Annotated in this window: 16 protein-coding genes; 6 read left to right on the top strand and 10 right to left on the bottom strand. The window is 69.7% G+C overall.

Features of this window, described 5'->3' with window-relative positions:
* Positions 1 to 165 precede the first annotated feature (165 nt).
* From ACZ6WH_RS18955 to ACZ6WH_RS18945, 3 genes are read right to left on the bottom strand one after another with little or no spacing between them, the layout of a single operon-like run.
* Positions 166 to 1572, bottom strand: a complete 1407-nt coding sequence (locus ACZ6WH_RS18955; RefSeq protein ID WP_469729568.1) for an ABC transporter substrate-binding protein — start codon at positions 1570 to 1572, stop codon at positions 166 to 168.
* 54 nt (positions 1573 to 1626) lie between these two features.
* The gene (locus tag ACZ6WH_RS18950; RefSeq protein WP_469729567.1) at positions 1627 to 2583 is read right to left on the bottom strand and encodes a carbohydrate ABC transporter permease; all 957 of its coding nucleotides are present in this window, start codon (positions 2581 to 2583) and stop codon (positions 1627 to 1629) included.
* A 35-nt stretch (positions 2584 to 2618) separates the two neighbouring features.
* Positions 2619 to 3602: a carbohydrate ABC transporter permease gene (locus ACZ6WH_RS18945; RefSeq protein WP_469729566.1), complete on the bottom strand. Its 984-nt coding sequence runs from the start codon at positions 3600 to 3602 to the stop codon at positions 2619 to 2621.
* Between the two features lie 200 nt (positions 3603 to 3802).
* Between ACZ6WH_RS18945 and ACZ6WH_RS18940 the strand changes: the two genes are divergently transcribed.
* Entirely contained in the window at positions 3803 to 4975 is a 1173-nt protein-coding gene (locus ACZ6WH_RS18940) for an ROK family protein (protein ID WP_469729565.1), read from the top strand.
* A 158-nt stretch (positions 4976 to 5133) separates the two neighbouring features.
* Here the strand turns inward: ACZ6WH_RS18940 and ACZ6WH_RS18935 are convergent, their stop codons facing one another.
* Both ACZ6WH_RS18935 and ACZ6WH_RS18930 read right to left on the bottom strand, forming a co-directional pair.
* Entirely contained in the window at positions 5134 to 5913 is a 780-nt protein-coding gene (locus tag ACZ6WH_RS18935; RefSeq protein WP_469729564.1) for a 2-keto-4-pentenoate hydratase, read from the bottom strand.
* Positions 5914 to 5996: 83 nt separating this feature from the next.
* Positions 5997 to 7337, bottom strand: coding sequence for an MFS transporter (locus tag ACZ6WH_RS18930; protein WP_469729563.1), 1341 nt, complete (start codon positions 7335 to 7337; stop codon positions 5997 to 5999).
* A 569-nt stretch (positions 7338 to 7906) separates the two neighbouring features.
* Here ACZ6WH_RS18930 and ACZ6WH_RS18925 point away from each other — a divergent pair.
* The 5 genes from ACZ6WH_RS18925 to ACZ6WH_RS18905 all read left to right on the top strand — a co-directional run bounded on the left by ACZ6WH_RS18925 (position 7907) and on the right by ACZ6WH_RS18905 (position 13462).
* Entirely contained in the window at positions 7907 to 9313 is a 1407-nt protein-coding gene (locus ACZ6WH_RS18925) for an LLM class flavin-dependent oxidoreductase (RefSeq protein ID WP_469729562.1), read from the top strand.
* 81 nt (positions 9314 to 9394) lie between these two features.
* Positions 9395 to 9955, top strand: a complete 561-nt coding sequence (locus tag ACZ6WH_RS18920; protein WP_469729561.1) for a flavin reductase family protein — start codon at positions 9395 to 9397, stop codon at positions 9953 to 9955.
* 120 nt (positions 9956 to 10075) lie between these two features.
* Complete coding sequence (locus ACZ6WH_RS18915; protein WP_469729560.1) at positions 10076 to 11566, top strand: aldehyde dehydrogenase (NADP(+)); 1491 nt, start codon at positions 10076 to 10078, stop codon at positions 11564 to 11566.
* 127 nt (positions 11567 to 11693) lie between these two features.
* The gene (locus tag ACZ6WH_RS18910) at positions 11694 to 13010 is read left to right on the top strand and encodes a flavin monoamine oxidase family protein (protein WP_469729559.1); all 1317 of its coding nucleotides are present in this window, start codon (positions 11694 to 11696) and stop codon (positions 13008 to 13010) included.
* A 206-nt stretch (positions 13011 to 13216) separates the two neighbouring features.
* Positions 13217 to 13462: a winged helix-turn-helix transcriptional regulator gene (locus ACZ6WH_RS18905; RefSeq protein ID WP_469729558.1), complete on the top strand. Its 246-nt coding sequence runs from the start codon at positions 13217 to 13219 to the stop codon at positions 13460 to 13462.
* A gap of 13 nt (positions 13463 to 13475) precedes the next feature.
* Here the strand turns inward: ACZ6WH_RS18905 and ACZ6WH_RS18900 are convergent, their stop codons facing one another.
* The 5 genes from ACZ6WH_RS18900 to ACZ6WH_RS18880 form a co-directional block, all read right to left on the bottom strand.
* Positions 13476 to 14267: an IclR family transcriptional regulator gene (locus ACZ6WH_RS18900; RefSeq protein ID WP_469729557.1), complete on the bottom strand. Its 792-nt coding sequence runs from the start codon at positions 14265 to 14267 to the stop codon at positions 13476 to 13478.
* Positions 14268 to 14416: 149 nt separating this feature from the next.
* Complete coding sequence (locus ACZ6WH_RS18895) at positions 14417 to 15430, bottom strand: FAD-binding oxidoreductase (protein ID WP_469729556.1); 1014 nt, start codon at positions 15428 to 15430, stop codon at positions 14417 to 14419.
* An 11-nt stretch (positions 15431 to 15441) separates the two neighbouring features.
* Positions 15442 to 16698: an aromatic ring-hydroxylating oxygenase subunit alpha gene (locus tag ACZ6WH_RS18890; RefSeq protein ID WP_469729555.1), complete on the bottom strand. Its 1257-nt coding sequence runs from the start codon at positions 16696 to 16698 to the stop codon at positions 15442 to 15444.
* A 20-nt stretch (positions 16699 to 16718) separates the two neighbouring features.
* Complete coding sequence (locus tag ACZ6WH_RS18885; protein WP_469729554.1) at positions 16719 to 18764, bottom strand: oxidoreductase; 2046 nt, start codon at positions 18762 to 18764, stop codon at positions 16719 to 16721.
* 192 nt (positions 18765 to 18956) lie between these two features.
* Positions 18957 to 19739, bottom strand: a complete 783-nt coding sequence (locus tag ACZ6WH_RS18880) for an IclR family transcriptional regulator (protein ID WP_469729553.1) — start codon at positions 19737 to 19739, stop codon at positions 18957 to 18959.
* Positions 19740 to 19905: the final 166 nt, after the last annotated feature.

The raw sequence follows: 19905 nt of genomic DNA, 5'->3' as shown, positions 1-19905 counted from the left end.
CTTCACTGGGGTGGTCGCTGACGTGATCGGTGAAGTGGTCGCTGACGCGAGCCGTGAGGTGATCGGTGAAGTGGTCGCTGTCGCGAGTCGTGAGGTGATGGGTGAGCTGGTCGGTGAGGCGAGCCGTGACGTGATGGGTGAGCTGGCCGGTGATAGCTTGCGGCGTCACTGGGACAGCAGGTGGTTGATCCGGTCGTTGGTCCCGTCAAGGCTGCCGACCGGGGCCCCGTTGGCATAGATGTCCTGCATGGCGGGGCGCATCAGCGCGTACACATCCGCGGCGTGCTGCGTGACGGGGAAGGAGAACGTCTCCTTGTCGGCCACCGGCCGCGTGAAGGCCGTGACGTCGATGCCCTTGTTCTTGTACGCGGCGACGGCGGTGTCCGTGGCTTCGGGCCGCGCGGGGAAGACGACGCCGTGTTGCCCGACGGTCTTCTGGCAGGCCGCGGAGGACATGTAGGCCACCCACTTTTCGGCGCCCTTCTTGTTCCGCGCGTCCTTGGTGATGGAGTCGGCGAGGCCGTTCATCATCGTGGCGCGCTTCCCGGACGGCCCGACCGGGGTCCGCGCGGTGCCGATGTCGATGCCCTTGAAGTCGTGGAAGGTGGTGAGCATCCACGAGCCGTGCAGGGCCGTCGCCGCCCGGCCCGCGCCGACCTGCGCCTCGGGCCCGTTGGTGTCGGAGAAGTCGGTGAAGGGCGCGAGGTAGCCCTTCTTCGCCAGGCCGAAGTACCACTCGATGGCCGACTGGAACGTCCGCTGGTCGTAGTTGTAGTGGGTGCCCCACACCTTCTTGTCCGTGTAGTGCCAGCCGGCCGAGGCGGCGAAGCTGCTCCACTGGGTCTGGCCGTCACCGTCGCCCGCGTCGTTCGTGGCCAGGCCGTAGACCTTGACGTGTTTCCGGTCGAAGCCCGGCTCGTCGCCGCGGACGCCGTTGACGTCCACGGTGAGGTGGGCGATGGCCTTCTCGAATGTGCCGCCGTCCTTCGGGTTCCAGGTCAGATGGTCCAGCTCCGCGGCGGAGAGGCCGGCGTCCGCGGCCATCTTCTTGTTGTAGAAGAGGGCGACGGTGTCCCAGTCCTTGGGGGCTCCGTAGCGGTGGCCGTCCCGGCCCTTCCACGCCGCACCGAGCCCGGGCTGGTAGTCGGAGTCCTTGATACGGTTGGTCAGCGGCAGCTCGTCCAGCGGTGCGAGCACCTGCAGGTCCGCGAACTGGGCGAACTTCTGCACGTGGTCGGTGAAGACGTCCGGCTGGGTGCCCGCGATGAACGCGGCGGCGAGTTTGGTCCAGTAGTCGTCCCATCCCACCTGACTGATCTTGACGTCGAGCCCGGGGTTCTCCTTCTCGAAGTCCCGCGCGCACGCCTCGTAGGACGGCAGCTGATTGGCGTCCCACAGCCAGTACGTGACGGTGTTGCGCGCGGTGGTGTCCGCACGGGCGTCCGCCGCGCACCCGGAGGCGAGCAGGGCCAGTGCGGCGGTCCCGGCGAGCGCGGCGGTGCACCGTTGTCGCTGCCTGCCGGCCCGGGTCCGTCTAAGGGATCTCGCACGAAGTCTCGTACCGAAGCGCATGCGTTCCCCTTACTTGATTCCGTTACCTGGTTCCGTTGCTTGATTCCGCACTTGTTACTTGATTCCGCTGAAGCCGATGGAGTTGACGATGCGCCGGGCGCAGGCCGCGAAGAGGACGAGCATCGGGAGCGCGGCGATGAGCGTCGCCGCCATCAGCCCAGACCAGTCCGTCCCGGTCTGCGGTGTCTGGGCCCGGAAGACGGCGAGCGCGACGGTCAGCACGCGGGAGTCGTCGCTGTAGGACACCATCAGGGGCCAGAAGTAGTCGTTCCAGGCGGTGATGTACGTCAGGACGCTGAGCGTGACGACGGGCGTGGACGCCATCGGCAGCAGCAGCCGGAAGAAGATACGGATCTTTCCCGCGCCGTCGAGCAAGGCCGCCTCCTCGACCTCGCGGGGCAGGTTCATGAAGAACTGCCGCAGGAAGAAGACGGCGAACGGCGTCATGAAGAGGCTGGGCAGGGCGATGCCGAACAGGGTGTCCACCAGGCCGAGCTGTTTGATGAGCACGAAGTTCGGCAGCAGGGTGAAGATCGTGGGAACCATCAGCCCGGCGAGGAAGAGCCCGAACACCCGGTCTCTGCCGCGCCACCGCAGCCGGGAGAAGGCGTAGGCGGCCATGGCGGAGAAGAAGATCTGGCAGCCGGTGACCGCCGTCGCGACGATCACCGAGTTGAGCAGGTAGCGCCAGAAGTCGATCGAACCGCCCGCGCCGCCCTGGGCCAGCGCCTCTTCCGTGCTCTGCAGGCCGAGTACGCGGGCGAAACCACCGCCGGTGAGGCCGACCGGCAGCGGGGAGGCGGGGTCGGCGGTGAGCGCGGCGTTGGAGGAGAGCGCGGTGCGCAGGATCCAGTAGAAGGGCACCAGGGTGATCGCGACGATCGCGGCCATCACGGCCCAGGCGAGGATCCGTCCGGGCGAGGGCCTGCGCCGGGCACGTACGCGGGGCGGTGCGGTGCGCGGGTCGCCCGGCGCGTCGGCAGGCGTGGTGGCGGTGGTGTCGGCGGCCATGAGGCGGCTCCTTACTGGCCGGGGCGGTCCGGGTCTCACTGGCCGAGGTCGGTCCGGCCGGCCCGGGTGAGCCGGTACTGGACGACGGTGATCACGCTCAGGACGGCCAGCAGCGCGACGGACATGGCCGAGGCGTAGCCGAACTGGAAGCGGCCGAAGGCGGAGTTGTAGATGTAGAGCTGCAGGACGTTGCTGGCGTTGGCGGGGCCGCCGAGCGTCGTCACCGCGACCGTGTCGAACACCTGGAACGACCCGATGACGGTCATGATCAGGACGACGGCGAGTACGGGCCGCAGCAGCGGCAACGTGACCCGCCAGAACATCCGCCACTCGTTCGCCCCGTCCACCTTCGCCGCCTCGTAGACATCGTTGGGGATCGCCTGCAGTCCCGCGAAGAGCAGCAGGGCCGTGTAGCCGACGTGCCGCCAGACGTTGATGAGCGCGATCGTCGGGATCGCCCAGGTACCGTCCGCCAGAAAGGGGATGTGGCCGACGCCGAGAGCGCCGATGACGCGGTTGGCGATGCCGAGCTGCGTGTCGAGCATCCACAGCCACACGATGCCGGCGACGACGTTGGACACCAGATAGGGCGTCAGCACGATCCCGCGCAGCACGGCCGACTGCGTGAGCCGCTGCATGAGCACGGCGATGGCCAGCGCCGCCACCGTCTGCACCCCGATGTTGATCACTACGTACTCGACAGTGACCCACAAGGACTCCCAGAAGAGCGGGTCGTTGACCATACGGACGTAGTTGTCCAGGCCGACCCACTCGGCGGGCGTCAGCAGGTTGAAGCGGGTGAAGCTGAGCCACACGCCGCGCAGGGCGGGCCACAGCAGGAACACCAGGAAGCCCAGCATGGCGGGGGCGATGAAGACCGCGGCGAGAGCGCCGTCCCCTCGCCCGCCGCCATCCCGTTCGTGGGCGCGGCGCTTCTTCGCCGTACGGGTCCCGCTGCGTACGCCGACGGCGGTACGCCTGCGCAGGCGCCACGGCGGGCTGTTGGAGGCGACGGTCATCCGGACTCCCTCGTCTGCGGCTCATCTCGCGACATTACTTTTGGTGCGGAACTATCCAAGCGTCAAGAGGTGCGTAAGAAGAGGCTCTGGACGACCCCAGCGACGATCCCACCCCATCAACCCCCTTGCCCTTACTTCCGCCTCAAAATTAATCTACGAGTACGCTGACGCTGTCACTTCACCCTTCGCGCGAGGTACCCATGAGCACACGTACCGCCAGCTGGCTCCCGCTGAGTCCCGGGGAACGGGCGGTGGCGCTGGAGGTGCTGACTCATGGACCGCTGTCCCGCACGGAGATCGCCAGACGTCTCGACCTGTCGGCCGGCAGCCTCACGCGGCTCACCAAGCCGCTGATCGAGTCGGGTCTGCTGGTCGAGACCGAACCGTCGGCCGAAGAGTCCGCGCAGGCCGCGGCGGCGCGGCAGGGCCGCCCCTCGCAGCCGCTGGACGTCATCGCCGACTCGCGCCACTTCGTCGGCTTCAAGGTCACGGCGGACACGGTCTACGGCGTCGTGACGACCCTGCGCAGCGACATCGTCGCCGAGCAGTCCCACCCGGTCACCAGCCACGATCCGGGCGAGATCGCGGACATCCTGCACGACATGACGAACGCCTTCGCCGCCGACTTCCCGCGTCTGGCCGGCATCGGCATCGGCGTGGGCGGCCGGGTCCACGGGCGTTCGGTGGTGGCCGAATCCGCCTTCCTGGGCTGGACGGACGTGCCCCTCGCCGAGCTGATCGAAGAACGCACCGGCCTGCCTGTGGTGGCCGAGAACGACGTCGCCGCGCTGATCGAGGCCGAGGCGTGGTTCGGCGCGGGCCGCGGCCTGGCCCGCTTCGCCGTGCTCACCATCGGCGCCGGCCTCGGATACGGGCTGGTGCTGGACGGCAGGATGATCCGCTCGGCCGACGAGGGACGGGGCGTCGGCAAGCACTGGATCATTGATCCCAACGGCCCGCTCACTCCGGACGGCGAGCGCGGCAGCGCCATCTCACTGCTGACCATCCCGAACATCTGCTACCAGGTACGGGCCGCCCTCGGGCGCGACGTCACGTACGAAGAGGTGCTCGCACTGGCCGCCGCCGGGGACCCCGCTGCGGCGCGTGTGATCGGCGAGGCGGCCCGCGCCCTCGGCACCCTGGTGGCCCAGATCGCCAACTTCGCCATGCCGCAGAAGATCCTGCTGGCCGGTGAGGGGGTCGGCCTCGCGGATGTGGCGGGCCCGGCCGTCCAGGAAGCCATCGCGGCGAACCGCCACCCGCAGGCCGACCCGGTCGTCCTGGAGGCAAAGGTCTCCGACTTCCACCAGTGGGCGCGAGGCGCGGCCGTACTGGCCATCCAGGTCCTGGTCCTGGGCGCGGCAGAAGGGTGAGGCCGCACGGAATTCATGGTGATCGATACGTTCAATAAGCGAACGTTATACGTTGCGGCCGCCCGCCCATCGGCTGGAGGGGCGGCGTTGTGCCCGAGGGGGCGCCACACCGGACCGCACAGCCGGTGTCGCGCCCCCCTTGGGCCGTGGTGAGGCGTTCAGGTGGCCTGGAACTCGACCTTGCCCAGGCCGTCGAACTCTGCCGTGACGACGGCCGGGCGCTTCAGTGGTACCGCCTCCAGGCAGCTGCCGGGCAGGATGACCTGGCCGGGTTCGAAGGCGATGCCGTACTGGGAGAGCTCGTTGGCCACCCAGGCGATGGCGGCGATCGGGTTGCCGAGGACGGCGGAGGCCGGGCCGGAGCCGACACGCTCGCCGTCGTAGCGCAGTTCGCCCGTCATCGTCGAGAAGTCGATCTGCCCCAGGGTCTTGGGCGTGGTGCCGAGGACGATGCCGCCGACGGAGCCGTTGTCGGCGAGGGTGTCGCCGATCTGGATGCGCCAGTCGGTGAAGCGGGAGTCGATGATCTCGATGGCGGGAACGACGTACTCGGTGGCGCGGAGGACGTCCGCGACCGTGACGTGGGGTCCTTCGAGCCGGTCCTTGAGGAGGAACGCGGGCTCGACCTCGGCGTACGGCTCGATGAACCGGTCGAGGCAGACCGGCATGTTCTCGAAGTGGAAGTCGCTCGCGAGCAGGTGGCCGTAGTCGGGTTGGCCGACGCCGAAGGCCTCCTGCATGACTTTGGCGATGTTGCCGAGTTTGTAGCCGACGAGGCGGTCGCCGGCCTCCGTCCGCCTCTGCACGTTGTGCTTCTGCACTGCCATCGCGTCGGCGAGGGCGAGGTCGGGGCGGGTGTCGGTGATCGGCTCGATCGCCTTGTGGTCCTGGCGGGCGGCCTCGATGGCGTCGGCGATTTCGATGAGGTCGTGCTGCATGGGCTCGCTTTCTGAAATGCGCGCGGACGGGAGCTGCGGGGAGGTGTCCGCTGCTTCTGGTGGTGCGGAAGGCGGTGGGGCCGTCAGCGTTTGGTGCGCGGTGCCGACGTCACGGTGAGCGGCTTGCCCTTCGTTTCGGGGGCGGTGAGCTGGGTGACGACAGCGCCGACGGCGCACAGCCCGGCAGCGACGAGCATGGTCGAGCCCACGCCGATGGTGTCCAGGGCGACGGGCACGAGGAAGGTGCCGGCCGCCGCGCCGATGCGGCTGGTGGCGGTGGCGAGGCCGATGCCGGCGCCGCGGATGTCGGTGGAGAAGACCTCGTTCGGGTAGACGCCGGTGACCGCTGTCGACATCGCGTTGGTGTACGAGAAGAGCAGGAAGCAGACGAGGATCAGCAGCGGGGACGCGGCCGGGAAGAAGCCGACCAGCGCGAGCGCCGCGGCACCCATCCAGAACTGCGGGATGACCAGCAGCCGGCGCCCGACCCGCTCGATCAGGACGAAGGTGGTCGCGGCGCCCGCGAGGGCGAGGCCGTTCACCCAGAGCGCGCCGAGGAATCCGTCTCCCATGCCGAAGCCCGACAGGACGGTGGGCGCGAAGGAGGCGATGGCGAAGTAGGGGGTGACAGTGCAGAACCAGAAGACGCAGACGAAAGCCGTGGCCTTGCGGTATTCGGCGGAGAAGAGACGCCAGAAGTTCGCCTTGCGGGTCTCTTCGCCGGCCAGGTCGGCGATCTCCTGGGCGTCCTCGAAGTACTCCTCGGCGATCTTCTGGGCCTCTTCGGTGCGGCCCTTGCTCATCAGCCAGCGCGGCGACTCGGGGGTGCCGATGCGGGCGATCAGGAGGAGGACGGCCGGCACGGCGCTGGTGCCGAGGATGATGCGCCAGTCCAGGTCCAGGGCGTGGCCGACGCCGTAGCCCACGGCGTACGCCGCCAGATAGCCCAGGTACCAGGCGAATTCCTGGAAGGCGAGCAGCTTGCCGCGCAGGCGGGTCGGGGAGAATTCGGCGAGCAGCGGCCAGCCGATCGAGTACTCGGCGCCGATGCCGATGCCCATGAGGAGACGTACGGCGAGCAGCTGCCAGCCGTTGTCGACGAAGAACTGCAGCACCGAGCTGGCGACGAACACCACCAGGTCCAGGGTGAACATGCGGGCGCGGCCGAACCTGTCGGAGAGATAGCCGCCGAGCGGGCCGCCGAAGAAGATGCCGATGAGGGCGGAGGCGGCCACCAGGCCCTGCCAGGTCAGGGAGAGCCCCAGGTCTTTGCTGATGGCGGCGTTGACGGCGCCGATACCGCCGAGTACGTAGCCGTCCAGGAACATCCCGCCGGAGGAGACGCCGGCCAGCCGGCGCAGGAATCTCTTCCGTTTGCGGTCGCTGGTCGGGCTGTGCGGCGGGCTCACGGTGATGGCCGTCATCGGCGACTCCAACTTCGGTGGAACGAGTGGAACGAGGGGCCGTTGCGTGGCGGGCGGTCAGGGACGCTGCTGCGGGACTCCGTCGGGCAGGGGCGCGCCGAGGGCCGGCCGGACAGCCGCTGAAGGTGCGCGGCGCCGGAAGGCCCCAAGCCCGGTGCTGCGGGAACGTCGGTACGCGCACGCCGAGGCAAGAGGGCGGCGTGGCCGGCTGCACCATCCGTCCCGAACGCTGCGTTCACAAATCACCGGCCGCACTGCCGACCGAAAACTTCCATGGGCCCCGGGGCGTGTCAAGAGGTGTGCGCGAGGTTGCCCACGGCAGCGGCGACCGAACGCCAGGCTCGCTCAAGTCGCCTTCCACCTGTACGAAGGCGGCGTCGCAGGCAGTCGATCAGGCCCTGTGGGGGCGGGCGCGAGGAGGGCTTGAATTTTCCTTCTCCGACGCCTTGACGGACTCGCCAGTCACTCTCAATATGAACGTGGCGTTCGGAAAATGAACGTCCACACGGCCTCGCAGTAGAGCGAGGAGCCGTGGGAGAGCTCCTCGCTCGCGCTCCGGGAGGGACACCATGAGCACACAGCCCCTGAAGCTTTTCGCCTTCGACGTCTGCGCCCCCGCCCACCTGACGGCCGGATCCTGGCGGGACGCCGCCGACCAGGGTTTCCGCTACACGGACCTGAGCTACTGGACGGACACGGCGAAGATGCTGGAGGAGGCCCGGTTCGACGGGCTCTTCTTCGCGGACAACGTCGGCTACCACGACGTCTACGGGGGCAGCCCGGACGCGGCGTTCCGTGACGCGGCCCAGTTCCCGATCAACGACCCGACGCTGCTGATCTCGGCGATGGCCTCGCACACCCGCCACCTGGGCTTCGGCGTCACCGCCTCGCTCACCTACGAGGCGCCGTACTCACTGGCCCGCCGTTTCTCCACCCTGGACCACCTCACCGACGGCCGGGTCGGCTGGAACATCGTCACCTCGTACAGCGACGCCGCGGCCCGCAACTTCGGTCTCTCGCAGCAGATACCGCACGACCAGCGCTACGACATGGCCGACGAATACATGGAGGTCGCCTACAAGCTGTGGGAGGGCTCCTGGCAGGACGACGCCGTCATCCGCGACGCCGCGAACGCCGGCTACATCGACCCGGCCCGCATCCACTCCATCCGGCACAAGGGCCAGTACTTCGACGTACCCGGCATCCACCTGTGCGAGCCGTCCCCGCAGCGCACCCCGATGCTTTTCCAGGCAGGCACCTCCTCGCGCGGCATGAAGTTCGCCGCCACCAATGCCGAGGCCGTCTTCGTCAACACGATGACGCCCGAGATGACCCGCCGCAGCGTCGACAAGATCCGTGCCGCGGTCGCCGAGGCGGGCCGTGACCCGCGCTCGGTCAAGGTTCTCGCGCTGCTCACCGTCATCGTCGCGCCGACGGACGCCGAGGCGCAGGCCAAGTACGAGCAGCACGTCCGCAACGTCTCCTACGACGGCGCGCTCGCCCGCTTCGCCGGCTGGACAGGCATCGACCTCTCCGGCGCCGACCCGGACATGCCGCTGGAGTACGTGAACGTCGAGGCCTCCCGGTCGATAGTCGAGATGTTCACCAAGGCCGACCCGAACCGGAAGTGGACCACCCGCCAGGTCGCCGAGTTCATCGGCATCGGCGGCACCGGCGCCGTGATCGTCGGTTCGCCGGAGACGGTCGCCGCTGAGATGCGCAAGTGGCACGAGGCCGCCGACGTCGACGGCTTCAACCTCTCCTACGCCAGCAAGCCCGGCAGCTGGGAGGACTTCATCGAGCTGGCGCTCCCCGTCCTGCGCAACGAGGGTCTGGTCCGCACCGAGTACGACAAGGACGCCGCCACCCTGCGCGAGTCCTTCTACGGTGCCGGCCGGCGCTACACGCTCGACGGCCACCCGGCCACGAAGATCCGCGCCGCCGCGCCCGGCACCGGCGCCGACTTCGCGCACTGATCCCCTCGGTCCGTCCCGCACGGGCCGCCACCCGCACACCTCATTTCCGCCCCGCACGATGACGTCGAAGGGACCGCTGTCATGACCGCCACCTCCATGGCCACCGCCGCCTCCGCCCCGGCCGCCTCTTCCCCCTCGGCCTCCGCCGAGAACGCCGTCGACCAGCGGGCTTTCCGCGACGTGATGGGACACCTGCCGACCGGCGTAGTCGCGATCACGGGCGTCGAGGCGGAGACCTCGCAGCCCGCCGGGATGATCGTCGGCACCTTCCAGTCGCTCTCGCTCACCCCGGCCCTGGTGACCTTCAGCGTCGACCGGTCCTCCACCAGCTGGCCCAAGATCCGCACCGGCGGCCGGTTCAGCGCCAGTGTCCTGGCCGAGCACCAGACGGACGTCTGCAAGGCGCTCTCGCGCAAGTCCGGCGACAAGTTCGAGGGCGTGGAGTGGGTCCGCTCGCCGGAGGGCTCCCCGCAGTTCCTCGGCGCCTCGGCCTGGATCGACTGCGAGATCGAGCAGGAGCTGGACGGCGGCGACCACGTCATCGTCATCGGCCGCGTCCTGCGCATGGACCGCGGATTCACCGATCCGCTCATCTTCCACAAGGGCAAGCTCGGCGGATACCGCGCTCCGGTCGCTGCCTGAGCCCACGCACGCGCCGGACAGGCACCCCCCGCGGCCACACCGTTGCCGCACAACCGCACACCCCGCACAGGCCCCGGGCCGTTCCGACGACCCGGGCCCCCGCACCCGCGAAGGACTCCCGTGAACCACCCCCAGTCCGCCGAACCCGAGACCCCGGCAGGCGAACTCGACCACCTGCTCGGCCTGGCCGCCAAGGCAGCCCCCGTCTGGGCCGCCTTCACCCCGCGTGAGCGGGCCACGGTCCTCGCCACCGTCGCAGACGCCCTTGAGGCGAACGCCGATCACCTGGTGACACTCGCCGACCAGGAGACCGGACTCGGCCACGCCCGGCTCTCCGGCGAGGTCAAGCGCGCCACGGGCCAGCTGCGCTCGTACGGCGAGTACACCGTCAGCGGCGCCCCGTTCGGCGTCACCATCGACCACGCCGATCCCGACGCCATCCCGCCGCGCCCTGAACTCCGCCGCCATCTGGTCCCCCTGGGCCCGGTCGAGGTGTTCGCGGGCGGCAACTTCCCCTTCGCCTTCTCGGTCGCCGGGACGGACACCGCCGCCGCGCTCGCGGCCGGCTGTCCGGTCCTGCTCAAGGCACACCCCGGCCACCCACAGACCTCCGCGACGACGGCCGCCCTGGTGCGCGAGGCGCTCGCCGAGGCGGGAGCACCGCTGGGCACCTTCGGGATGTTCACCGGCCGCGAGGCAGGTGTGACCGTGCTGCGCGACGAACGCGTCCAGGCCGCCGCCTTCACGGGGTCGGTCCGCGGCGGCCGCGCCCTGTTCGACATCGCCTCCTCCCGTCCCCGTCCCATCCCCTTCCACGGCGAACTCGGCAGTGTGAATCCGGTCGTCGTCACGGCGGGTGCGCTCGCCGAGCGCCGCTCCGAGATCGCCTCCGGGTTCGTCGCCTCCTTCACGCTGGGCACGGGCCAGTTCTGCACCAAGCCCGGCGTCCTGCTGATGCCCCGCGACCCGGAGGCCGTCCAGTACATCGCCGCCCAGGTGCGGACGGCACACGCGCTCCCGATGCTGTCGCCGCAGATCGCGGAGGGCTACCGGCGCCGCCGCGACGAGGTCGCCACCGCTCAGCAGGCCCGCACGCTGGTCGACGGCACCCTCACCACCGACGCGGACGGCCGCCCCCAGGCCTCCCCCAGCCTTTTCGTCGTGCCCTCCGTCGAGCGCTTCCTCCGAGAGGCGGACAACCTGCTGGAGGAGTGCTTCGGACCGGCGGCCGTGATCGTCCCGTACGACACCGAGGACGAGGCCGCGCAGGTGCTGGACGCGCTGGAGGGCAGCCTCACCCTCACCTTCCACACTGCGCCCGATGACCGGCCGGCCGGCCTGGTCACGCTGGCTCAGCGCAAGGCGGGCCGGGTGCTGTTCAACGGCTGGCCCACCGGCGTCGCCGTCACCGCCGCCCAGCAGCACGGCGGCCCGTACCCGTCCGCCACCTCGGCGCACACCTCGGTCGGCCCCTACGCCATCGACCGCTTCCTGCGCCCCGTCGCCTACCAGGACGCTCCGGCGGACCTCCTCCCGCCCGCCCTGCGTGACGACAACCCGCTCCGGTTCCTCCGCACCGTCGACGGAAAGCCCGAGACGGCCGCCCCTTGAGCAGCTGAGCAGCAGGACGCCTCTAAGGGAGCGGAGGAGGTGGGGTGCGTGTTTTTGGCAGTCGCCCACTGGAACCTGCGCCCCGAAACGCATTGACGGCACACCGAACGACCCGGAAGGGGACCCCATGGGAACGGAATCGCACGAGCAGGTCGACGTCGCGGTCATCGGAGCCGGCGTTGCCGGCCTGGTCGCGGCCCGCGAGCTCGGCCGCCAGGGGCTGAAGACCGTCGTCCTGGAGGCGCGGGACCGCCTCGGCGGCCGCACCTGGACCGACCACCGCCTCGGCCGCGACCTGGAGATCGGCGGCACGTGGCTGCACTGGACCCAGCCGCACGCCTGGGCCGAGGTCAACCGCTACGGCCTGGAGGTCACCCGTGGACCGCGCTCCGAGGAGACGTTCTGGCTCGCCGGCGACGAGGTCCGGCGCGGCACCCTCGACGACTTCATGAACCTGATCGACCCGGGCATGACGCGTCTTCTCGAAGAGACCATGACCTGGATCCCGCGCCCGGACGACCCGCTGCGCAACCCCGACCTGGTCAAGGCCGACGCGTGGACCGTCCAGGAGAAGCTCGACGAGCTGAACCTGCCGGTGGCGGAGAAGAACGCCAACGAATCGGCCTGGGTCGGCCACTTCAACGCCCCGCTCGACCAGTGCTCCTTCGTCAACGCGCTGCGCTGGACGGCCGCTTCGGCCGGTGCCTGGCACCTGATGCACGAGTCCTCGGCAATCTTCCGCCTGGCCGGCGGCACCAAGGGCCTGGTCGCGGCGATCGCGGCGGACGCCGAGGCCTCCGGCAACGTCGAGATCAGGCTTTCGTCGCCGGTGACGTCCCTTGCCCACGACGCCGACGGGGCGACCGTCTCGTACGGTGAAGGGCACACCGTCCGCGCCCGCCGCGTGATCGTCACCCTCGGCCAGAACCTCCTCGACGGCCTCGACGTCACTCCGGCCCTGCCCGAGGAGAAGCTCGTCCCCGCCCGTGAGAAGGCCGCCTCCCAGGGCGCCAAGGCGTGGATCCGCGTCCGCGGCCCGATCAAGCCGTTCTTCGCGTACTCCTCGCAGCATCACCCGCTCACGGTCGTCCGCACCGAGTTTCTCGGCGAGGACGACGCCGTACTGGTCGCCTTCGGCGCCGACGCCACCCGTATCGACGTCAACGACCGCGACGCGATCGACGCCGCGCTGAAGGTATGGCGTGACGACCTGGAGGTACTGGAGGTCGGCGGCCACGACTGGATGGCCGACGAGCACTCCCGCGAGACCTGGCTGATCCAGCGCCCCGGCCAGTTCACCGGCCACCACGCCGCGCTGCAGGCACCGTCCGGCGTGCTGCACTTCGCGAGCGGCGACATCGCCAACATCTGGGCAGGCTTCATCGACGGTGCCGTCGAGAGCGCCACCCGCGTCTCCCGGCAGGTCCGCGAGAGCCTCGCCTGACCGGCATCACCGGACTCCGGATCGGTACAAGGGGGCCGGTCCGGGCCGTCCGCGGCGCTTACCCGGTACAGCCGCCGCGGACGTGACGCGGCCCCGCCGGGCCTTCCTCCCGGCGGGGCCCCTCGGTGCTCCGCACGGAGGCACCGCACTGTACGGACGGCGGTACTCCCGCACGGGGTGCCGTCGAGCACGGAAGGAGGGCGCGCGTGCGAGGCGAGCCCATGGAAGAGCAGCGCGCTTACGCGTCCGAACCGGGCGGCCTTCCGCCCTGGGCACTGCGACGAGCCGCGTCCGTCCTGTCCGTCGAGGCGGCCCGCGCGGGGGACGCACTGCCCGCGGGGACAGCGACGGCGAGGCTGACCGTGGCCGAGCTGGCCCGCCGCACCGGGCTCAGCCGCAGCCTCGCCCGCCGCTGCCTGCACCGGCTGCGATCGGATGCGCAGGCTCGCTGAAGCTCGTACGTCCTTAGTCCGTCTCGTCCCACAGCACCGCCGCGAGCCGCTCCACCGTGGTCCGCATCAGCTCCAGCGTGCTGGGGATCTGCTCCCGGGTGAAGCGGTAGCGGGGGCCGTTCACGGTCAGGATCGCGATCAGCTCGCCCGCCGGGTCACGCACCGGTCGTGACAACGACAGCAGGCCCTCCTCCAGCTCGTTGTCGATGATCCCGTAACCCTGCTCCCGGACCTGGTCCAGCTCCCGCAACAGCTGAGTCCGGTCCGTGATCGTCTCCTCCGTGAACGCCTCCAGCCGCTCCGGCAGCAGCGCCGACACCCGCTCCCGTCCCAGCTCGGCCAGCAGCACCTTCCCCGTCGAGCTGGCGTGCATCGGGTAGTGCTGACCGCGCATGTCCTTGTTCATCACGCTGACGACGTGTGAGCCGTACGCCTCGGCGATCAGCTCAAGGCCGTCGTTCGGCGTGGCGACGGACAGGGTGACCGACTCGTTGAGGTGGTCCGCCAGCTCCTGCAACAGCGGCTGCGCGCGCTGGGCCACACCGGAGTGCGGGTCCGCGTACCGGCCGAGCCGGGCCAGCTCCCAGCCGAGCACGTAGTTGTTGTCGATGCGGTCCACGAGACCGGTCTGCTCAAGGCTGAGCAGCAGCCGGAAGGCGGTCGGCCGGGAGATCCCCACGGCTTTCGCCAACGTGGTGACGGTGGCGCCGGTACGCGGTTGGGCCGCCAGTTCACGCAACAATCGCGCCGCCTTGACCACGGACTTGTTGGTCAGCTCTGCGGGGGCGGCGGAGTCGTCGCTCATGGGAACCTCTCGACGGCTGGACAATCACGGACTGTGCGGCAGCGGACCACCTTCACTCTACTGACCACTCGTTCGCATTTTGAACGCACTGGTAAACATGGCGCTGGTCACACCTCCGGAGCTGGGGTGACAGAGCGCGGCCACGGCACTCAGGCGTCGATCACCAAGTCGTCCAGCGGTGTCGAGCAGCACAGCAGGATCTTGTTGTCGGCGATCTCGCGGGGGCGGATGCCGCCGTTGTGCTGCATGTCGACCGAGCCCGCGAGCAGTGTGGTCTTGCAGGTGCCGCACATGCCCTGCGCGCACGAGGCCGGCAGGGTGATGCCGGCGCGGGACGCGGCGGCCAGTACGGGGGTGCCCCGGTCGCAGTCGATCGTGCGCCCGCTGCGGGTGAGCTCGATCTTGAAGGACTGCCCGGTGTCGTGCTCGGGGACGGCCGGTGCGTCGAAGGTGAAGCTCTCCTCGTGATACCGGGCCATGTCGAAACCCGTCGTGCTGAGCATGCGCCGCACTGCTTCCATGTAGCCGGCCGGACCGCAGGTGAAGACCTCACGTTCGAGAAAGTCCGGGGCCATGTCCCGGAGCAGCTCCGCGTTCAGCTGCTTCCCGCGGTCGTCGAGGAGATGGGTCACCCGGAAGTTGGGTGCGGTGGCCGCGAGGAAGTCGAGTTCGCGACGGAAGATGATGTCGTCGAAGGTGCGGGCGCTGTGAATGAACACCACGTCCACGGGGTGGGTCAGGTCGTACAGCGTCCGCGTCATCGACATCACGGGGGTGACGCCGCTGCCCGCCGAGAGGAAGAGGTATTTCGGCGCCGGATGGCGGGCGCAGGAGAACCGACCGTGCGGGCCCCGCGCCCGCACGGTGGTGCCCGGGGTCAGGTGGTCGTGGAGCCAGTTGGAGACCAGGCCGTCCGGGACCCGCTTCACCGTGATCGCCACGAGATCGGGGCGGGTCGGCGGGGACGAGATGGTGTAGCAGCGCTCGACGGGGCGGTGGTCGATGTCGAGGAGGAGGGTGAGGAACTGGCCGGGGTCGTGCCGGAACAACCGGGGCTCGGTGGGTGCGAAGACGAAGGTCCGGACGTCGGCGGTGACGTCGTGGCGGTGTTTGCACACCAGCAGCCCGTCGCTCCAGGCCGGCGGGGGATTCCCGGTCGTCATGGCCGCTGTTGTCATCGCTCCCCCAGGTGTGCCTTCAGCCGGCCGATGTACCAGTTGATGAAGTCCTCGACCTGCGATTCGGTCGGGCTGTAGGGGCCGGGTACGTAGGCGGGGCTGCTGATGCCCCGGTGGGCGCGGGCGATGAAGGCCGCGTCCTGTTCGTTCGTGGCGGCCCATACGTGCGTCAGGGTGTCGAGGTCGTAGTCGACGCCCTCCACGGCCTCGGCGTGTACCAGCCAGGTGGTGCGTACGAGGGTCCGGTCCGGCGCGAGTGGGATAACGGAGAACGTGACGGCGTGGTCCGCCGCGAAGTGGAACCAGGCGTTGGGCTGCAGGTGAAAGGCGAGGCGGCCGAGGCGGGCCGTGGGGAAGTCGGACAGCAGGCGCTTGACCGCGGCCTTCCCGTCCATGGTGAAGGACTCGCCGGCGAGGTCGAGCGGTTCGCGCTGGATGCGGAAGCCGGTGGGGCGGCTGTCCAGTTCCTCGATCGTGGCGTAGGGCAGGCCCAGCGATGCGTAGGTCGCGTGTACCTCGGCTTCGGCCTTCACGAAGCGCTCGTAGGTCGGGCGGAGTGCCGGCGGGACGTTCTCCTCCGTGAAGTTGTAGAGGGGGAAGTAGCAGCGCTGCAGCTCGGGGTGGCCGGTGCAGTGGTAGCACTCCCGGTTGTTCTCCATGGTGAGCTTCCAGTTGCCGTGCTCGACGAGGTCGATCTGCTTGGCCACCTTCGCGTGCCGCAGGTGGTGCGGCGCGATGTAGGGCTCGATGCGGTGGGCGACCTCGTCGAAGTCGGCGGGTGGCTGCGCGGCGAGGCTGATGAAGACGAGGCCTGCGAGGGTGCGGACGTGGACGGGCTTGAGGCCGAAGCACGAGGGGTCGAATCCGGGCGGCTGCGACTCGGCGTGGAGCAGCGTTCCGTCCACGCCGTATGTCCAGTGGTGGTAGCCGCAGACGATGTTGCCGACGGTGCCGCGGTCCTGGTCGAGGATGCGTGCGCCTCGGTGCCTGCAGACGTTGTGGAAGGCCCGTACCGCCTCGTCGTCGTCGCGGACGAGGAGGACGGAGTACGGGCCGACGGTGACGGTGACGTAGTCGCCGGGTTCGGGAAGTTCGGCCTCCGCGGCGGCGAAGATCCAGCTGCGGGCGAAGACGGCTTCGATGTCGAGGCCGAAGAACTCGTCGCTGAGGTAGAAGGGGGCTTCGAGGCTCTGGCCGGCGGTGCGTCGGGCGACGAGGCCGGCGGCACTGGTGACGGAAGCTGGTGCGCTCATCTCAGGTCTCCCCTTGCTCGTCAGAGGGGCAGGCACAGTCGCAGGGCGTCGTAGACGGCGGCGTGGATATTGCGGCTGGTGACGGCGTCACCGATGCGGAACAGCTGGTACCGGCCCGTGCCGTTGCGGACGACCGCCTGCTCCTCGTGCGCCAGCAGGGCACGGTGGTCGACCTCGCCGAAGTTGCGGGAGCCGGGCAGCAGGTCGGTGTACAGCTCGTCGTTGGGCAGGGTGCCGTGCTCGACCACCACGTGGTCGACGGTCCGTTCGGTCTCGGTCTCGGTGTACTCGCTGTAGAGGGTCGCGATGAGCCGCCCTTCGCCGGTGCGGCGCACGCAACGCAGCCGTTGGGCGAGGGTGGTGCTGACGCCGTGTGCGGTGAAGGCCTTGAGGTATGCCGGCGAGTTCATGCTGCCGACGTCCGGTGCCAGCATGCGTTCCGGAGTCACGTAGGAGAGCCGGGCGCCGGACGGCGCCAGCAGCTCCACGGCGTCCATCGCCGGATAGCCGCCATGGTCGTCGTAGACGAGTACGTCGCTGCCGCTTCGCGGGCGGAGGGACCCCGACATCACGTCCCAGGCGTCGGCCACCAGGTCTTCGCCGTCGGTGAGGAAGGACCGGTCGGGCATGCCGCCGGTGGCCACGACGACGAGGTCGGGGTCTTCCGCGAGCACGTCCCGGGCCTCGGCATACGCGCCCAGGCGCAGGTCAACGCCGAGGTGTTTGCACTCGGCGATCCGCCAGTCGACGATGCCGAGCAGGTCGCGGCGGCGCGGGTTCGACGCGGCGAGCCGGACCTGGCCGCCGGGCTCGTCGCTCGCCTCGAACAACACGGCGTCGTGGCCGCGTTCGCCCAGGACGCGAGCGGCTTCGAGCCCGGCCGGGCCGGCCCCGACGATCACTGCCTTCCTACGCCGGCCGGTGGTCGGGGGAATGAGGTGGGGCAGCTGCAGTTCGCGGCCGGTGGCCGGGTTGTGAATGCACTTGGTGTCCCCGGAGTCGTAGATCGCGTCCAAGCAGTAACTCGCGCCGACGCAGGGCCGGATGCGGTCCTCCTGACCCGAGGCGACCTTCGCCACCAGATGCGGATCGGCGATCTGCGCCCGGGTCATTCCGACCAGGTCCAGCAGCCCTTCACGAACGGCGTACCGAGCGGTGGCCACGTCTGCGATGCGGGCCGCGTGCATCACGGGGATGTCCAGGCGCCGCTTCACCTCGCCGGTGAAGTCCAGGTACGGCGCCGACGGCGTGCCCATGGACGGGATCGTCTTCGCGAGAGAGGCGTCGCTCTCGATGGTGCCCCGGATGGCACTGACGAAGTCGATACCGTCGTCGCTGAACTGCTCCGCCGCGACCAGCGCCTCGTCGAACGTCAGGCCGCCGGGATGGCGCTCGTCGAGCGCCATCCGGATACCGACGACGAAGTGCGGGCCGACGGCCTCGCGCACGGCGCGGATCACCCGGCGGGGGAAGACCGTACGGTGCTCCAGGCTGCCACCGAACTCGTCGTCACGGTGGTTCGTCGCGGGCGACAGGAAGCCGTCGAGGAAGTGGCCGTAGGACTGGAGCTCGATGCCGTCCAGCCCGCCCGCCTGGCAGCGCAGCGCGGCGGCGACGTAGTCGGCGACGATGCGGTCGAGGTCCCATGGCTCGGCAGCCTTGGGGAACGCGCGGTGCGCGGGCTCCCGCAACGGCGAAGCGGCTACCACGGGCAGCCAGTCGCCGGCGTAGTTGCTGGTACGGCGCCCGAGGTGGGTGACCTGGCACATGACGGCCGCTCCCGCGCCGTGCACGTCGTCGGCGAGCCTGCGCAGCCAGGGCACGATCTCGTCCCGGTACAGCAGCAGGTTGCCGAACGCGGGCGGGCTGTTCGGGGAGACGACCGCGGAGCCGCCGATCATCGTCAGCCCCACACCGCCGCGGGCCTTTTCCAGGTGGTAGGCCCGGTAGCGGTCCTTGGGCAGACCGTCTTCCCCGAAGGCGGGTTCGTGGGACGTGCTGACCACGCGGTTGCGCAGGGTGAGGTGCTTCAGCCGGAAGGGCTGGAGCAGTGGATCCGTGTTCATGGGCTGTGCGCGCACAATCGCTCCTGAGGAAGCTCTGACCGACTGACGACGGGGCCTTGGACCTGCCGCACTCGAAGGACTCACGAGGTGTCGCCACCGCACTATCCTTTGTCTCGCATTGCGAAACAGTGACGCTATGCGAGACAACGGTGAGGCCTGGGCATCCCGCCGTCAAGGCCTTCCGCCGTGCGCTCAGCCGCGCCGGATGTAGCCCTTACGCCAGGAGATCCTGTCGCCGGCCGCGATGACCTGCTCGGCGAGCCGGGGAATCGTATGGTCGTTGATGCGGAACGTCGGACCGGAGATGGTCACGGCAGCGACTACCTGCCCGTTCAGCGACCTGATGGGGGCCGAGAGGGCGGCGAGTCCGATGTCGTGCTCCTCGCTCACGACTCCGTACCCCAGTTCACGTACGGTCTGCAGCTCCTCCTTGAGGCGCGCCGGCTCCGTCACGGTGTGCGGCGTGAACTTCTCCAGCGGCTGCGCGAGGATCTCGGCGGCTTCCTCCTGGGGCATGTGCGCCAGGAAGACCTTGCCCGCCGAGGTCGCATGTACGGGCGTGCGCTTGCCGACCCAGTCAATGCTGGTGATGGCCGCGCTGCTGATCACCTGGTCGATGCTGACGACCGCCTGCCCGTCGTACACCGCGAGATTCACCGTTTCCCCGACGGCCGCGGCAAGCTCCTGACAGATCGGGCGGCTCAACAGCGACAGGTCGCTCCCCTTGGTGGCCCCGCCCGCGAGTTCGACGACGGTGTACCCGATGCGGTATCGCCCGCGTTCGCCGCCCTGCTCGACGAGTCCCCGGGCCTCCAGGGTGGCGAGCAGTCGGAACACGGTCGACTTGTGGACCCCCAGCGCCTCAGCGATCTCCGTGACGCCGGACGGGCCTTGCGAGGCCAGCACTTGGAGGATCGACACCGCCCGGTCCACCGACTGCACCGACGTGTCCCGCGCCCGCCCCTTGCCATCCATGACGGAAGCCTAGCCGAGCCCCCTCGTCGGCCGTAGGGCGTGACCAGGCATGACACCAGCACGGGGCGTGGCCGGTGCCAACAGCGGTCGCACTCGACCGGCAGAACGCTTCCGCCCTCGGCGGTTGTGTGTCCGTATCTGTGGGATATATGGCGCTGCGGACATG

It is taken from the genome of Streptomyces sp. NPDC050806 (assembly GCF_055586425.1).
The sequence above is the reverse complement of the archived record's forward strand: the minus strand, read 5'-3'. Positions and strand labels throughout refer to the sequence as shown.

Bases quoted from the DNA above. Each gene is read 5' to 3' on its own strand.
- ACZ6WH_RS18955 (WP_469729568.1), bottom strand. From the start codon at position 1,572: ATGCGCTTCGGTACGAGACTTCGTGCGAGATCCCTTAGACGGACCCGG.
- ACZ6WH_RS18950 (WP_469729567.1), bottom strand. From the start codon at position 2,583: ATGGCCGCCGACACCACCGCCACCACGCCTGCCGACGCGCCGGGCGAC.
- ACZ6WH_RS18945 (WP_469729566.1), bottom strand. From the start codon at position 3,602: ATGACCGTCGCCTCCAACAGCCCGCCGTGGCGCCTGCGCAGGCGTACC.
- ACZ6WH_RS18940 (WP_469729565.1), top strand. From the start codon at position 3,803: ATGAGCACACGTACCGCCAGCTGGCTCCCGCTGAGTCCCGGGGAACGG.
- ACZ6WH_RS18935 (WP_469729564.1), bottom strand. From the start codon at position 5,913: ATGCAGCACGACCTCATCGAAATCGCCGACGCCATCGAGGCCGCCCGC.
- ACZ6WH_RS18930 (WP_469729563.1), bottom strand. From the start codon at position 7,337: ATGACGGCCATCACCGTGAGCCCGCCGCACAGCCCGACCAGCGACCGC.
- ACZ6WH_RS18925 (WP_469729562.1), top strand. From the start codon at position 7,907: ATGAGCACACAGCCCCTGAAGCTTTTCGCCTTCGACGTCTGCGCCCCC.
- ACZ6WH_RS18920 (WP_469729561.1), top strand. From the start codon at position 9,395: ATGACCGCCACCTCCATGGCCACCGCCGCCTCCGCCCCGGCCGCCTCT.
- ACZ6WH_RS18910 (WP_469729559.1), top strand. From the start codon at position 11,694: ATGGGAACGGAATCGCACGAGCAGGTCGACGTCGCGGTCATCGGAGCC.
- ACZ6WH_RS18900 (WP_469729557.1), bottom strand. From the start codon at position 14,267: ATGAGCGACGACTCCGCCGCCCCCGCAGAGCTGACCAACAAGTCCGTG.
- ACZ6WH_RS18895 (WP_469729556.1), bottom strand. From the start codon at position 15,430: ATGACGACCGGGAATCCCCCGCCGGCCTGGAGCGACGGGCTGCTGGTG.
- ACZ6WH_RS18890 (WP_469729555.1), bottom strand. From the start codon at position 16,698: ATGAGCGCACCAGCTTCCGTCACCAGTGCCGCCGGCCTCGTCGCCCGA.
- ACZ6WH_RS18885 (WP_469729554.1), bottom strand. From the start codon at position 18,764: ATGAACACGGATCCACTGCTCCAGCCCTTCCGGCTGAAGCACCTCACC.
- ACZ6WH_RS18880 (WP_469729553.1), bottom strand. From the start codon at position 19,739: ATGGATGGCAAGGGGCGGGCGCGGGACACGTCGGTGCAGTCGGTGGAC.